14 protein-coding genes are annotated in these 14,866 nt (G+C 63.8%); all 14 read right to left on the bottom strand.

The window, feature by feature from the left end; translation table 11 throughout:
• Positions 1 to 41 precede the first annotated feature (41 nt).
• The 14 genes from R2823_07435 to ruvC are packed head-to-tail and all read right to left on the bottom strand — an operon-like array spanning position 42 to position 14,826.
• The gene (locus tag R2823_07435; protein MEZ5176021.1) at positions 42 to 260 is read right to left on the bottom strand and encodes a hypothetical protein; all 219 of its coding nucleotides are present in this window, start codon (positions 258 to 260) and stop codon (positions 42 to 44) included.
• 37 nt (positions 261 to 297) lie between these two features.
• The gene (locus tag R2823_07430) at positions 298 to 1,662 is read right to left on the bottom strand and encodes a replication-associated recombination protein A (protein MEZ5176020.1); all 1,365 of its coding nucleotides are present in this window, start codon (positions 1,660 to 1,662) and stop codon (positions 298 to 300) included.
• Positions 1,655 to 3,478 (bottom strand): aspartate--tRNA ligase, encoded by a 1,824-nt coding sequence (gene aspS / locus R2823_07425; GenBank protein MEZ5176019.1) that lies wholly within the window; start codon positions 3,476 to 3,478, stop codon positions 1,655 to 1,657. The genes R2823_07430 and aspS overlap by 8 nt, the downstream gene beginning before the upstream one ends.
• Positions 3,460 to 4,692: a histidine--tRNA ligase gene (hisS, locus tag R2823_07420; protein ID MEZ5176018.1), complete on the bottom strand. Its 1,233-nt coding sequence runs from the start codon at positions 4,690 to 4,692 to the stop codon at positions 3,460 to 3,462. Before hisS ends, aspS begins: the two co-directional genes overlap by 19 nt.
• Positions 4,689 to 5,339: an MBL fold metallo-hydrolase gene (locus R2823_07415; protein ID MEZ5176017.1), complete on the bottom strand. Its 651-nt coding sequence runs from the start codon at positions 5,337 to 5,339 to the stop codon at positions 4,689 to 4,691. The genes hisS and R2823_07415 overlap by 4 nt, the downstream gene beginning before the upstream one ends.
• A gap of 50 nt (positions 5,340 to 5,389) precedes the next feature.
• Positions 5,390 to 7,630, bottom strand: a complete 2,241-nt coding sequence (locus R2823_07410; protein ID MEZ5176016.1) for a bifunctional (p)ppGpp synthetase/guanosine-3',5'-bis(diphosphate) 3'-pyrophosphohydrolase — start codon at positions 7,628 to 7,630, stop codon at positions 5,390 to 5,392.
• Between the two features lie 9 nt (positions 7,631 to 7,639).
• A complete protein-coding gene (gene secF, locus R2823_07405; protein MEZ5176015.1) occupies positions 7,640 to 8,710 on the bottom strand; it encodes a protein translocase subunit SecF in 1,071 nt (356 codons plus the stop codon).
• Positions 8,707 to 10,179 carry a protein translocase subunit SecD gene (secD, locus tag R2823_07400; protein MEZ5176014.1) on the bottom strand — a complete coding sequence of 491 codons (1,473 nt, stop codon included), beginning with the start codon at positions 10,177 to 10,179 and terminating at the stop codon, positions 8,707 to 8,709. The genes secF and secD overlap by 4 nt, the downstream gene beginning before the upstream one ends.
• Positions 10,176 to 10,523, bottom strand: a complete 348-nt coding sequence (gene yajC / locus R2823_07395) for a preprotein translocase subunit YajC (GenBank protein ID MEZ5176013.1) — start codon at positions 10,521 to 10,523, stop codon at positions 10,176 to 10,178. The genes secD and yajC overlap by 4 nt, the downstream gene beginning before the upstream one ends.
• A 48-nt stretch (positions 10,524 to 10,571) precedes the next feature.
• Positions 10,572 to 11,687 (bottom strand): tRNA guanosine(34) transglycosylase Tgt, encoded by a 1,116-nt coding sequence (tgt, locus tag R2823_07390; GenBank protein MEZ5176012.1) that lies wholly within the window; start codon positions 11,685 to 11,687, stop codon positions 10,572 to 10,574.
• The gene (gene queA / locus R2823_07385) at positions 11,684 to 12,709 is read right to left on the bottom strand and encodes a tRNA preQ1(34) S-adenosylmethionine ribosyltransferase-isomerase QueA (GenBank protein ID MEZ5176011.1); all 1,026 of its coding nucleotides are present in this window, start codon (positions 12,707 to 12,709) and stop codon (positions 11,684 to 11,686) included. The genes tgt and queA overlap by 4 nt, the downstream gene beginning before the upstream one ends.
• A 16-nt stretch (positions 12,710 to 12,725) precedes the next feature.
• A complete protein-coding gene (gene ruvB, locus R2823_07380; protein ID MEZ5176010.1) occupies positions 12,726 to 13,763 on the bottom strand; it encodes a Holliday junction branch migration DNA helicase RuvB in 1,038 nt (345 codons plus the stop codon).
• Positions 13,760 to 14,335 (bottom strand): Holliday junction branch migration protein RuvA, encoded by a 576-nt coding sequence (ruvA, locus tag R2823_07375; protein MEZ5176009.1) that lies wholly within the window; start codon positions 14,333 to 14,335, stop codon positions 13,760 to 13,762. The genes ruvB and ruvA overlap by 4 nt, the downstream gene beginning before the upstream one ends.
• Positions 14,332 to 14,826 (bottom strand): crossover junction endodeoxyribonuclease RuvC, encoded by a 495-nt coding sequence (gene ruvC, locus R2823_07370; protein ID MEZ5176008.1) that lies wholly within the window; start codon positions 14,824 to 14,826, stop codon positions 14,332 to 14,334. The genes ruvA and ruvC overlap by 4 nt, the downstream gene beginning before the upstream one ends.
• Between the last annotated feature and the right edge of the window lie 40 nt (positions 14,827 to 14,866).

The raw sequence follows: 14,866 nt of genomic DNA, 5'->3' as shown, positions 1-14,866 counted from the left end.
GCGACGCCCCTGCTGGCAGACGCGACCGCTTTGATACGGCCCTACGGGCCCGAGCCCGACCCCTCGGGGTCCCGATCTGCGGATCGTTGCAGGCGACGACCTGCGTACTCGATCACATCCGCGCCGTAGGCGGCAAGCACCCTCGCAACGCCTTCGGCGTCGAGTCGCTGCTTCATGCTTCGTGCGCGCTGGAAGATCAGCCCCGTGACGATCACCGTGGCCACCACTCCGTACAGGAACCACCGCAGGCGGGTGAACATGGTGGCGAACGTACCACGATCCCGCCTCCTACGGCGCCTACGACGATGGGGAACCCGGCGGCGATCTGCGGTCTTGCTTGCCGAGGATACGGTCGATGTGAACGAGCCGGTCAGCGATCTCCGCTTCGTCCCCGAGCCGTTTCGGGTGGTACAGGGTCGCATCTGCAACCGTGTCAGGGAGATAGGCCTGGGCGATCACGGCGCGGGCGTCATCATGGGGGTAGCGATATCCCGATCCGTACCCGAAGGATCGCTCCCCTGCCGTCGTCGCCGATCTCAGATGGAAGGGAACCTCTCCGGAGGCATCCGACGCAACGAGATCCGCCGCCGCCATCATGGCCGTCTTGACCGAGTCAGATTTCGGGGCAAGGGCGAGATAGAGTGCCGCGTGAGACAAGGCGAAGTTGGCTTCTGGCAAGCCGATGACCTCAACGGCCCGGAAGGCAGCAATCGCAATACCGAGCGCACTGGTGTCGGCAAGGCCAACATCCTCCGAGGCGAGGATGACCATGCGTCGTGCGATGAATTTCGGATCCTCTCCGGCGGCAACCATCGTTTCGAGCCAGTAGAGCGCAGCATCGGGATCTGAGCCTCTCACCGATTTGATGAACGCCGAGATGACATCGTAGTGCCGGTCTCCGGCCCGGTCGTAGCGGATGATCCGTCTCTGAAGAGCTTCTTCGACGACGGCAACATCGATGATCGCGCCAGATGATCGCCCTGAGGCAATGGTCGCCGCGAGTTCAACGGTGTTGAGCGCAAGCCGGGCGTCGCCCCCGACTCGCTGCGCGATCTCGTTCGTCGCTTCGTCGGTGATCGAGATCCCGCTGACACCACGCATTTCATCCGCGAATGCTGCGTCGATCAGATCTGCGATTTCGGAGGGAGTGAGCGCCTCGGTGCGAAACACGGTTGCTCTCGAGATGAGTGGGGAATTCACCTCGAAAAACGGGTTCTCGGTGGTCGCACCAATGAGGGTGACGGTCCCGTCCTCCACGCCGTGGAGGAGGGCGTCCTGCTGTGCCTTCGTGAATCGGTGAATCTCGTCGAGGAAGAGCACCGTCGGCCCGCGTCCCTCACCGAGGCGCTGATCGGCTCTCGCGAGGATCTCCCGAACATCTTTGACCCCGGCACTGGTTGCGGAGATCTGCTCGAAGAACCCACCAACATGCGTCGCGACGACCCGCGCCAGCGTCGTCTTCCCGGACCCCGGTGGGCCCCACAGGATCAGCGAACCGAGCCGACCGCTTTCCACCATCGATCGGAATGCGGCCCCGTGCGCGAGCAAGTGACGCTGGCCGATCACCTCGTCGACTGTGCGGGGCCGCATGCGCTCCGGGAGGGGTGCGTGGACACGCCGGTGCTCGTCGCGTGCGACGCCGAAGAGGTCCCCCTCAGCCATCAGGGGCGGATGAGGATGCGTCAGACTCATCATCCCAAAGCGCCACGATTGCAGGGTCGACACGAATACCGAGCTCGTGGAGCTGCTCGTTGTCGACTCTGCTCGGCGACCCGGTGAGCGGATCAAATCCTGTCTGTGTCTTGGGAAACGGGATGATCTCCCTGATGTTCGGTTCGTTCTGGAGGATCGAAACGAACCGATCGATCCCGATCGCGAACCCCGCATGCGGTGGTGTCCCGTATCGGAGCGCCTCGAGAAACCACCCGAACCGACGATCGGCGTCCGTCTCGCTGATTCCCATCACCTCGAAGACCTTCTGCTGCACCGCAGCATCGTGGATACGAACACTTCCAGAGCCCAGTTCTGTGCCGTTGAGCACGAGGTCGTATGCCTTCGAGACCGCCGACTCGGGTGACTCGACGAGATCTTCGACATCGGCGGGTGCGGTGAAGGGGTGGTGGGCAGGAGTGAGCGAGCCGTCTTCTGCGATGTCGAACACCGGGAAGTCGACGACGAGGACAAAGGCGAGATCATCGTGTCCGTCGGGCTTGCCGACATGGAGGCGGAGCAGGCCGAGCACCTCAAGAACGGTGCGCGTCTGATCGGCCACGATCAGCAAGGTGTCCCCCGGTGTTGCCCCGAACGCATCTCGGATCTGGGCGAGCTCGGGTTCGGACAGGAACTTGCTGATCGGTGAACGCATCGAGCCGTCGTCCTCCGCCACCATCCACACGAGCCCCTTCGCTCCGGCAGCCCGCGCGGTTGCGACGAGATCGTCCAGCCCTGACCGCGCAAGCCCGAGAGGTCCCGCATTGATGCCGCGTATCGACCCACCGGCTTCGATTGCCTCACCGAACGCCCTGAACGCGGTAGCCGAGAAAATGTGCGACAGATCGCGGATCTCCATAGCGAACCGAAGGTCTGGTTTGTCGGTGCCGTACCGCTGTGTGGCCTCGGACCAGGTCATTCGGGTGAATGGGGAATCCGACACAGATCCACGCAGCTCGGCCACAACTCTCTTGGCGACGGCCTCGATCGTTTCGAGGACCTCCTCTTGGCCCCAGAATGCTCCCTCGAAGTCGAGCTGCGCGAACTCGACCTGCCGATCGGCACGGAAGTCCTCGTCCCGGTAGCACTTGGCGATCTGGTAGTAGCGATCCACACCGCCGATCATCAGAAGCTGCTTGAAGAGCTGTGGTGACTGAGGGAGGGCATAGAACTGCCCTTTGCGGAGTCGGGATGGAACCAGCATGTCGCGCGCACCTTCCGGCGTCGACGCGATGAGCGTCGGGGTTTCCACCTCGAGAAAGCCTCGATCGTCCATCTCCGTTCGCATGGCGCGTATCGCCGCGGATCTCGCCTTGAGGTTGGCTGCCATCCGGTCCCGGCGCAGGTCCAGGTAGCGGTACCGCAGCCGCAACGCCTCATCGATGTCGGTTCGCTCATCGAGAGGAAATGGCAGAGGATCGGCCGCACTCAGCACGGTGACCTCTCGCGCGGCAACCTCGATCGCACCGGTGGGAAGGTGGGGGTTGACGGTTCCCTCTGGACGGAGTCGAACGGTGCCGACCACCTTGATACAGAACTCCATCCTCAGTCCATGCAGAACATCTGCATCAGCGGGAGCATCCTCGGGATTGAGCACGACCTGGATGATTCCGGTGGCATCTCTCAGGTCGACAAACACCACGCCGCCATGGTCGCGGCGTCGCTGAATCCATCCAGCGATAACGACCTCCGTGCCGACGGCTGCTGCATCGAGCGATCCGGCAGTGCTGGTTCGGAAGGGCCCCGCCATCATCGTTCCTCGAGCCATCGGTTGATCTCGCCCACGCCGATTCTCTCCTGATCACCGGTGGTGAGGTCCCGCATTGTGATCTCTCCGTCATGCCACTCAACGCCGACGACGGCCGCAGCGGCCGATCGCCTCCGGTCGGCCTCCTTGAACTGCGCTTTGACGGATCGTTCCGAGTCAGTCATGTCGGCTCGTATCCCCGCTCGACGGAGTGTCGAAGTCAGGGTCCGTGCAGCCCTCCTCAAGGCGCCATCGGCAACCACGACGAAGACATCCAAATCGTTGGGGTCGTGTGGTTGATCCGAAGCAAGCAGAATCCTCTCGATGCCCATGGCGAGACCGACCGCGGGCGTCGGCGCACCTCCGAGGATCTCGAAGAGCCCGTCGTAGCGGCCGCCTCCTCCCACAGCACTCTGGGCTGCCCCATAGCCGGCCGGGACATACTCCCACACGGTCCGGTTGTAGTAGTCGAGCCCCCGCACCAGTCTGGTGTCGATCACATAGGGGATCTTCATATCGGCAAGTCCATCTTTGACGGCATCGAAATGTTCGGCGGCCTCGGCTCCGATGTGGTCGAGGGGTACCGGCGCATCGGCAACGATCTCACGATCCGCTTTCGAGTCGAGGACACGCATCGGGTTCGATCCGATTCGCTTCCTCGCGTCGGTCGATAGACCGTCCTTGCGTTGTTGCAGGAATTCGGTCAGGAGGGTCCCGTAGTGTCTCCGATCCGATGGGTCCCCGATGGAATTGAGCCGGACTTCGACATCGGGAACCCGCATTGCTTCGAGGAATCGGTATCCGAACTCGATCACCTCGACATCAGCTTCGGGAGAGCCGGACCCGAGATACTCGACTCCCGCTTGGTAGAACTGGCGCATACGGCCCTTTTGGGGTCGCTCGTATCGGAACATCGGTCCCCAATAGACGCCTTTGAAGCGCCCCCGGCTCCCGGCCTGGATGGCTGCCCTCACGACCGATGCGGTGGCTTCAGGACGCAGGGTCAGGCTTCGGCCACCGCGGTCGATGAAGGTGTACATCTGCTTCTCGACCACTTCGGTGTCCTCACCGACACCGCGCGCGAAGACCTCGGTGTGCTCGAAGATCGGCGTGATGACCGGGTCGTAGCCGAATCGAGTGGCGATGTCATCGAAGGTGTGGCGTGCGAGGCGCCAGCTCACCGATTCGGGTGGGAGCACATCTGAGGTTCCTTTGGGTCGATGCAGATCGCTCATGGCAGGTTCCTCAGGAACGGATTGGTGCGGCGTTCGGCGGCAATCGTAGTGGTCGGCCCGTGCCCGGGAAGGACTGCCGTCTCGTCGTCGAGGGGAAGCACGATGTCGCGCATCGAGATCATCAGCTGGTCGAATGAGCCCCCCGGAAGGTCGGTGCGGCCGATGGAGCCCTCGAACAGGTGGTCCCCGCTGAAGAGGATCCCGTAGTCTTGGATGTGGAAGCAACAATGGCCCGGCGTGTGGCCAGGGGTGTGGAGGACACCGATCTCGAGCCCGGCCAACGACAGCTGCTGCCCGTGGGCGAGCGCTTCGATGGGGGACCTCACGGTGTCGTCGACCAGTCCGTCGGCAGCCGGGCCCATCAAGGCGCGCAGTTGCTCGCGGGGGTGCCGTGCCATGTCGATGTCGTCAGGATGGAGGTAGGCGGCCACGCTCGGTGCCGCGACTCCATCGATGCCCCCTGCATGGTCCACATGCCCGTGCGTCACGAGCACCGCAACCGGTGTGAGGTCGTGGGCCGCAAGGAGATCTCCGATCCCGCGGGGATCTGGCGGGGCATCGATGACCACAGCAGGGCCACCGCGATCCGGCGCAACGACATAGGCGTTCGTCTGGAAGTACCACAGGGGCGCCGAATCGATGAGCATGCGTTGAGCCTAGGGGCACCCGGGCACGGCGGTGCTCGACGCTATGACCGTCACACGACGAGTCGATACGCGTCGTAGACCGCCCCGACGCTGCGAAGCGCCGAAAGCACACCTTCGAGCGCATCGCGGTCGGACAACTCGATCTCGTAGCGAAGCAAGGCGATCCTGTCCCGCCCTGTCACCGAAGACGACGCGTGAATGTTCGCACCGAGATCCGAGAGCACTGCGGTGACATCGCGTAGCAAGCGTGGTCGGTCGAGAGCCTCGACCTGGATCCACACAAAAAAGGTTCCATCCTGTTCAGCGGTCCACGCCACATCGACCATTCGTTCGGCCCCGCGCGCCGAGAGCGAGCCGATGTTGGCGCAATCCGCGCGATGAACGCTCACGCCGCGCCCAACGGTCACGAAGCCGACAATGTCGTCCCCGGGTACCGGACCACAGCACTTCGCCATGCGGACAAGCATGTCCTCGAAGCCCTCAACGACGACATCACCCGCGACTCGTTGCTTGCGCTTGTGCGGTGTGGGGAGCCGTTCGGCCTGTACCGCCTCGGCGGCGTCGTCGGGACGGAGACGCCGGGTGAGGCGCTGCGCAACGGTTTGTGGGCTCGTGCGACCCTCACCGACGGACATGAACATCTTGTCCGGCTCATCGAATCCGAGGTCGGACGCAACCTTCGCGAGGTCATCGTCGATCCCCCGGATCGGAAGCCCGTGCTTGCGGAACGCTGCAATGACCGATTCCTTGCCCTCGACGAGCGCATTGGCGCGGCGTTCCTTGGAGAACCAGCCGCGGATTTTTGACGCAGCCTTCGACGACTTCGTGAACTCGAGCCAGTCACGGGACGGGTGAGCGTCCTTGGCTTTCGAAGTGATGATCTCGACGATGTCGCCCGATTCGAGCTTGGTCGACAGCGGAACGAGACGCCCGTTGACTCTCGCCCCCGCGCATCGATGGCCCACATCCGTGTGGATCCGGTATGCAAAGTCGATCGGCGTTGCGCCCTTCGGAAGCGTCTTGACATCCCCTTTCGGGGTGAGGGCGAACACCTCGTCCTGATAGAGGTCGAGCTTGAGGTTCTCAAGGAACTCCTGGGGATCCTCAGCGTCCTCCTGAAGTTCGCGGATCTCAGCCACGACCGGAAGGTCACCGTTGCTGGTGATGTCATCGTCCTTGTAGCGCCAATGCGCTGCAATGCCCGCCTCGGCCCTGTCGTGCATCTCCGTGGTGCGGATCTGGACCTCGAGGGCCTTGCCATCAGGCCCGACAACCGTGGTGTGGATGGACTGGTAGAAGTTGAACTTCGGCATCGCGATGTAGTCCTTGAAACGGCCCTGGATCGGCGGCCACAGGGTGTGCACCAGCCCGAGCGCCGCATAGCAGTCGCGCACCGTATCGACGATGATCCGGATACCGATGAGGTCGTGGATGTCGCGGAATTCGAGTCCCGACGAAACCATCTTGCGATAGATCGAATAGAGGTGCTTCGGTCGCCCGGTAATCGTGGCCTCGATGCCTGCTTCGTCAAGCTCCTCACCGACGAGCTTGATGACCGTATCGATGTAGCTCTCCCGCTGTGGAGAGCGGCGGCGAACCGCCTCTTCGAGTTCCGCCTTCGGTCCCGGATACAACACGCCGAAACAGGTCTCCTCCATCTCGTGCTTGATCTCCTGCATCCCGAGTCGATGCGCGAGCGGGGCGTAGATGTCCAGCGTCTCAGCGGCCACTCTGCGTTGTTTGTCGGGGGGAAGAGGGGCGAGGGTGCGAATGTTGTGGGTGCGGTCCGCCAGCTTGATCACGAGAACACGGATGTCTCTGGCCATCGCCACCGCCATCTTGCGAATGGTCGCCGCCTGCGCGACCTCCCGCGACGAAAACTTGATCCGATCGAGCTTGGTGACTCCGTCGATGAGAAGGGCGACCTCGTCGCCGAATTGGTCGACCACACCGTCGAGGGTGAGGTCAGTGTCCTCCACCGTGTCGTGCATGAGTGCCGCGGCAAGGGTGGCTTCATCCAATCCGTACCCGGCGAGGATCTCAGCAACCGCGATCGGATGCACGATGTACGGATCACCCGTTGCCCGCCGCTGCCCCTCGTGGTGTGCGGCGGCAACCCGATACGCTTCCTCGATGAGGGTCGTGTCGGCGCCGGGATGACTCTCGAGGTACAGCGAGAGCAGATCTTCCATCATCTGGTCGACGCTGCGGCCGTGCCGCGCCGGATCGGCCTGAGAATCGAGCTCTTCGTCCGCGCCAGGGCTCGGATTGGCGTCTTCGGCATCTGCCATCACGCAATGCTACCGGCGTTTTCGCCTCTGCTTCGGGGGTCGCGCCGCTGCCTTCGGGACATCGGGGGTCAGGGCCTTCTCCGCAATGTCGGCCTGCGTCACCTCCGGATCCTCACCTTCCCGCGATGCCCTCCTGCGCTGACGCTCCCACGCTGGTTCCTGTTCCTTCCAGCGTGCAAGGATGGGAGCAGCGACAAAGATCGAGGAGTAGGTACCGATCGCGATCCCGATGAAGAGGGCAAGAGCGAACTCCTTGAGCGTTTCGGCGCCGATGGCGAGAACGCTGACCACGAGCAACGACCCGACCGGCAGCAGCGAGGTGAGGGAGGTGTTGATCGATCGCATCAGAACCTGGTTCATCGACAGGTTCGTGATCGCCGAAAAGGTCGTCTTCGTGTGGAGCTGGTGCTCGTTCTCCTTGACCTTCTCATACACGACGACGGTGTCGTACAGCGAGTAACCGAGGATCGTGAGGACCGCGATGATCGTGGATGGCGTAACGACGAACCCGACGAGGGCGTAGATGCCACCGGTGATGATCAGGTCGTGGAACAGGGCCGCGAGGGCGGCGATCGCCATCTTCCATTCGAAGCGCCAGGTGATGAACAGAACAACGACGATGAGAAACACGACGAGGGCCTCGATCGCCGCCCTGGTGACCTCATGACCGAATGTCGGGCCCACTGCGGAAATGTTCGCATCGTCGACATTGGACCCTGCTGACTCCGCAACGGTGGCCACGAGAAGATCCTGCTCGTCGGGATCTTCGATCGCTTCCGTCTGCACCGTCACCGTCGGCGGTCTCGTCTCGTCGAGGCCGTCCTGGGCGATCTGGACGCGAGCGTCGCCATGCCCGATGTCGCGGAGGTCTGCTCGGATGTCCTCGACGGTCGCCCCGTTCTGGCCGGGTACCGTCACGATCACTCCGCCGGTGAAGTCGATCGAGAGGTTGAACGGTCGCACCAGCATGATCAGGAGCGATGCTGCGACGGCCACAAGGGACACTCGGAGCGTCGTGCGGGAGACGCGCACGAAATCGAAGTGGGTTTCTCCCCGATAGAGCCTGCTGATCACACTCATGCGTCCGCTCCGACAGGGTCGTCGACGGCAGCGGGGATGTCGTCGCGACCCATGGCTCCACGGATGGAGAACACCCCGCCATCCCCGAGCGGGCCGCGTCCCAAGAGGTAGACCATCGGGCGGGTATAGAAGTACGCGACGACGATGTCGATCACCGTTGCGATTCCGAGCGTGAGAGCGAATCCCTTCACCTGCCCGATGGCGAGCATGTACAGCAACGCAGCCCCGAGCAGCGTCACGGTATCCCCGGTCACGACCGTCCGAAATGCCGATTCGAACGCATGCGAGATCGATGGCCTGAGGCCCCGTCCCTTTCGGTACTCCTCCTTGATCCGTTCGAAGTACACGATGTACGAATCCGAGGTGATGCCGACCGACACGATCACGCCGGTGACCCCGGCAAGCGTCAGGGTCGTGCCCTGGGTCTCGCCGAGGAGTGTGATGATGCCGATCATCAAGGACCCGAACACGGTCAGGCCGATGATCGAGGCAAGACCCAACGATCGGTAGTAGACCAGCATGTATCCCGCGACCAACATGAGGCCACCGAGGCCCGCGATCAGGCCGGCCCTGAGGGAATCCTCGCCGAGGGTTGCCGACACCGATTCGACGCGTTCGCGCTCGAAGTTCGTCGGCAGGGCACCGTATCGGAGGATCGCGGCGAGATCTTCGGCTTCCTCCTGGGCATTGGACGACGCCCCGACCGTGATGACAACGGCGTTCGGATCGAGCCCCTGGGACGGATCCACATCGGTTGCGACGGCCGGAGCCGAGAAGACAACCCCATCGACCACGATCGCGAGCTGGCGTCGGGGGTCGCCTGCGGGATACCCGGCAAGGATCTTGGTCGCTTCCTGAAACTTCTTGCCTCCCTCGTCGGTGAACACCGGAACGACCACCCACTGCGTTGCAACACCGCTCTGGGAGAACTGGACCTGCGCGTCAGTGATGTCCGCCCCGGTCAGGAACGCAGCTTCAACCGAATAGACGAACAGATCATCCTGATCGGCCAGATAGGCCGGGCGGGTCACATCGTCGACCATCGTGAGGCCGGTTTCGGGATCGAGACCGTCGGGGTGATCCCCGTCGGGTTGCGTGAGGGCAGGACTCTCGACAAACTCGCCGAGAACAGGTCGGAACGAGAGCTCGCCGGTCGTGCCAACCGCCTGCAGGGCCCGGTCGCGATCCGTGACCCCGGGAAGCTGCACGACGATGGCCCTTGTGCCAACGACCGCTATCTCCGGTTCCTGGACTCCACCAAGGTTCTCGACCCTCCGGCGCATGATCTCCGCAGCGGTTTTGAGCGTGTCCGCATCGGTCCCCTCGGGCGCCACGAGGGTCACGGCGAATCCACCCTGGAGGTCGAGGCCCAGCTTCGGAGCCCAACCCGCCGACAGCATCGCCGCGAGCGAGCCCCAAGCGATTCCGACCGCGACGACAAGGGTGATGATCGCGCGCCGTTTGCTCACGCGTCGTCGCCCTCGTCAGCTCTCGGCGGCCGAATCGGCTCCGCGACGGCCCGTTTGACGACCCGCATCGTCGAGCCGCCGAGGTCGAGCGTGAACGTCTCGTCATCCTCATCGACGATGGTGCCGATGATGCCGCCAATAGTGCGCACATCGTCGCCGATGCGCATCGCGTCTTGCATTTCCCGTGCCTTGCGTTGCCGGCGCCGCTGCGGCATGAGGATGAAGATGTAGAACAGGGCGCCGAGGATCAAGAAGGGAAACAGGAATGCCAGAGCCGAACCTCCAGCCGAGTCTTCCTCGGCTGCGGTCGCAAGTACTTGGATCGCGGTGATGGTTCCGATCACAACAACGCCTCCGTCGACGGACGGGATCTGGCCGGCAAGTACCGGATGCTAGTCCGTCCGATTCTTTCGTTGTCTGCGACCAACGGTGTCCCGGTGAAAGGCGGCGAATGTCCGTGAGGCGATGTGGAATCGAACTTCGGCGAACAGTCGGTAGGTGTAGGTCAGGTTGTGAAGTGTCAGAAGGCGTGCCCCGAGGGGCTCTCCCGCTGCGACGAGGTGCCTCAGGTAGCCCCTGGTGTAGCGGCGGCACGCGATGCACGGACAGTCCTGTTCGATCGGTCCGGTGTCGTCGGCCCACTCGGCACGCTTGATCGAGAAATCGCCGGATCTTGCAAGGGCCTTTCCGTGGCGCGCCAATCGGGTGGGAAGCACGCAGTCGAACAGATCGATCCCGCGTGCGACGGCATCGAGAATCCCCTCCGTGTCACCGAGTCCCATGACATAGCGCACAGCGTCGGGCGGGAGTTCCCCAGCGCAGACCTCGATCGCCTTCGCGCGTTCGGCAGCGGACTCCCCAACGGCGAGTCCACCGATTCCGAAACCGGGGAACCCGATCTTGGCCGTCTCACGCGCTGACTCGGCGCGGAGCTCTGCATCGACCCCTCCCTGGACGATGCCGAAGAGCGCTTGGTCGTCACGCTGCTTGGCGTGGTGTGACCGTTCGGCCCAGCGAAGGGTCTGATGCATCGCGGCTTGGACAATCCCACGCTCGGCGGGCAGGGCCACCGGCACATCGAGCACCATCGCGATGTCGGATCCGAGCGTCTCCTGGACTGCCACCGCCCGTTCCGGCGTCAGTTCTACCGGCGATCCGTCATAGCTCGACCGGAAGACGAGAGCGTCGTCGGTGACCGTGGGGCGGAGCGACAGCACCTGGAAGCCGCCCGAATCCGTCAGGATCGGCCGATCCCATGCCATGAATCCGTGGAGCTCACCGAGGCGGCTGACGGTCTCTTCGCCGGGGCGCAGCATCAGGTGATAGGTGTTTGCGAGGACGATCTGCGCGCCCACCCGATCGAGGTCGTCCGAGTCGACCGTCTTGACGGTGCCGCGAGTTCCCACGGCCATGAACGCGGGAGTCCCCACATCTCCGTGTCCGGTCGACATCACACCGCAGCGGGCATCACCATCGAGCGCGGTCCCGGCCCACGACACGGCGCTCACCGACGCACCTCGAGGTACATGGCGTCGCCGAAGGACAAGAATCGATAACCCTGATCGAGGGCAAGGCGGTACACGCTCCGCCATCGGTCGCCCATGAGCGCCGCGATCATGACGAGCAGTGTCGTGCGAGGTGCATGAAAGTTCGTGATGACGGCGTCGACCGCCGCGAATCGAAACCCTGGCCGTATGAACAGGTCCGTGGAACCATCGAAGGGAGCAAGGCCACCGTGGGGAGTCGCGGCACTCTCGAGTGACCGAACGACGGTCGTTCCTACGGCGATCACTCGTCCGCCGCTGCGACGGGTCCGCTCGACGGCATCGACGGTCGCGGGTGGGACCACCACCCGTTCCGAGTGCATCCGATGGGCTTCGACGGTCGCGGCTCCGTTCCTTCCACGATCCATGGGCCGGAAGGTGTCGATGCCGACCTCAAGGTCGACCGCAGCGATCCCAACACCGGTGGCCTCGATTTCGCTTACGAGTTCCGGAGTGAAATGAAGGGCCGCGGTCGGTGCTGCGGACGAGCCGATCTTCGACGCGAACACGGTCTGGTAACGACCGAGTTCGACCTCACCGTGGAAGTAGGGCGGAAGCGGTGTCGACCCATGGGCAGCGATATCGTCTTCGATGTCGGTCGAACACCCCTCGACGAGCACCGTGGCAACGCCATCGACCGGTGTGGAAAGCAGTTCGACCCGCAATGGTCCGACCGCGACCACCGAACCCGGCGAGAGCTTCCTTGCGGGACGAACCAGCGCCTCCCAGCGTTTGTTATCGATCCGGCCGGTGAGCAGCACCTCGGTGGTCCCTCCCCCGTCGCGTTCACCCACGAGGCGTGCGGCACGCACCTTCGTTTCGTTCACGACGAGCAGATCCCCCGCATCGAGAAGTTTCGGAAGCTCGCGGAATACGCGATCAGTCATGGTCGTCGTGTCGAGCAGGCGCGACGCATCGCGCGGATCGATCGCCGTCTGGGCAATCGCCTCTGGCGGAAGCTCGTAGGAGAAGTCATCGACCAGCATGCCGGGCAGGGTACGCCTAGAGCAGTGTTCCCTGACTGTCGTTCGAGCCGTTGCGCGGCGGTGGGTCCAAGCCGAGGTGCCGGTATGCGCGTTCGGTGGCGACCCGACCCCGTGGCGTGCGCTGGAGCAATCCCTCAAGGATGAGGAAGGGCTCGTATGCGTCCTCGACGGTCTCGGAATCCTCTCCGACCGCGATCGCGAGGGTGGATAGACCAACGGGTCCTCCGTCGAACTTCACGACGAGGGCTTCGATGATTGACCGATCGACCTTGTCGAGCCCGGCGTCGTCGATCTCGAAGGTTGCGAGCGCAACCTCGGCGACCTCCGCTGTGACAACACCCTCGGCACGCACCGCCGCGTAGTCACGCACGCGGCGCAACAGCCTGTTCGCGATGCGTGGTGTGCCCCGACTGCGGGAGGCAATCGCATTGCGGCCGGAAGGCTCGGTGTCGCATTCGAGCAGCCGCGATGAGCGTTCAACGATTGCAGCGAGGTCGTCGGAACCGTAGTAGTCGAGCCTCGCCACATAGCCGAACCGGTCGCGCAGCGGCGGGGCAACCCTGCCGACCCGGGTCGTGGCGCCGATCAGGGTGAACTCGGGGAGGTCGATCTTGATGGAGCTCGCAGCGGGCCCCTTCCCGACGACGATATCGAGTTGTCGATCCTCCATGGCCGGATACATCACCTCTTCGACTTGGCGGGGAAGCCGATGGATCTCGTCGATGAACAGGACATCTCCCGGCTGGAGGTTGGTCAGCACAGCTGCCAGATCCCCCGGCCGGTCGAGCGCAGGGCCCGAGGTCGAGCGCAGCGCCGCCCCCATCTCCGCCGCGACGATGGCCGCAAGGCTGGTCTTGCCCAAGCCGGGCGGCCCCGAGAAGAGAATGTGATCGACGGCTTCACCACGCGCCGAAGCCGCCTCGACGAGAATCGACAGGCGTTCCTTGAGAGGTCCCTGCCCCACGAACTCGGACAGCCGGCGTGGCCTGAGTCCGATCTCAACGGCTCGATCCTCGTCTGATTGTGCCGTCGCGAGCAGCCCGTCCTCTCTCATGGCTGACTCCGCCCGAGCTCTTGGAGGGAGCGCTTGACGAGGTCTGCAACCGGAAGATCCGGCGACAGCGCGCCGAGGACTCCGCGGATCTCGTCGGGTGCATAGCCAAGACCCTCAAGGGCAGCTCGAGCCTCACTCATCGAACCTGAGACCGCACCGGAACCGATGTCGATATCCATCCTTGGGCGGAGCTCGACCATGAGCTTTTCGGCGCTGCGCTTGCCGATACCCGGAACCGTCGTGAGGGCCGAGGTGTCACCCGAGTGCACGGCCCTGCTCAGATCGGTCGGGGTGAGGGTCGCAAGGATCGCGAGGGCGACTTTCGGACCGACACCCGAGATGCCGAGCAGCACCTGAAAGAGGTTCCGCTCTTCGGTCGACATGAAGCCGAACAAGGCGAGCTGGTCCTCGCGAACATGCAGATGCGTGTGCAGGACGGCAGCCTCGCCGAGGGCCGACAACTCGCTCAGCGTCCTCGGTGTCACAGCCACGGTGTAGCCAACGCCGCCGACATCGAGAATGACCGATTCGGGCCCACGATCGACAATGGCGCCACGCAGACGGCCGATCATCGTGTCGCCAGCCGTGCGAGGAGGCCCGCATGCTGGATATGGCACAGCGCAACACCGAGCGCATCGGTTGCATCCACAGGACCACGAAGGGTCCCGATGCCGAGGCGCAGGTCCAACACGGCAGCGATCTGATCCTTGGTCGCGCTGCCTGAGCCGGTGATGGCCATCTTCATGCTCGAAGGAGAGTACTCGGTGACCCCGATGCCCCGACTTGCGATCGTCGCCATCACGACGCCCGATGCCCTCGCGACCGCGATCGCGGTCCCACGGTTCCGGTTGACGAAGACCTGCTCGATGGCCGCCGTATCGATGGGATGCTCATCAAGGACACTGTCGAGATCATCCCGCAGCTCCAGGAGGCGCATCGCGTCCTCGATGTCCGGGTTGGTGACAATGACCCCGGCCGCGAGGGCACGCACCTTCCCCCCGGATGATTCCACGACACCGTAGCCGGTACGGGTGAGACCCGGATCGATACCCAAGACGAACATATGTTCGGAGCGTACCCTGTGGGCTCCACATACTCAAGCA

It is taken from the genome of Acidimicrobiia bacterium, from assembly GCA_041393965.1.
Classification (GTDB): Bacteria; Actinomycetota; Acidimicrobiia; order Spongiisociales; family UBA5794; genus UBA5794.
The sequence above is the reverse complement of the archived record's forward strand: the minus strand, read 5'-3'. Positions and strand labels throughout refer to the sequence as shown.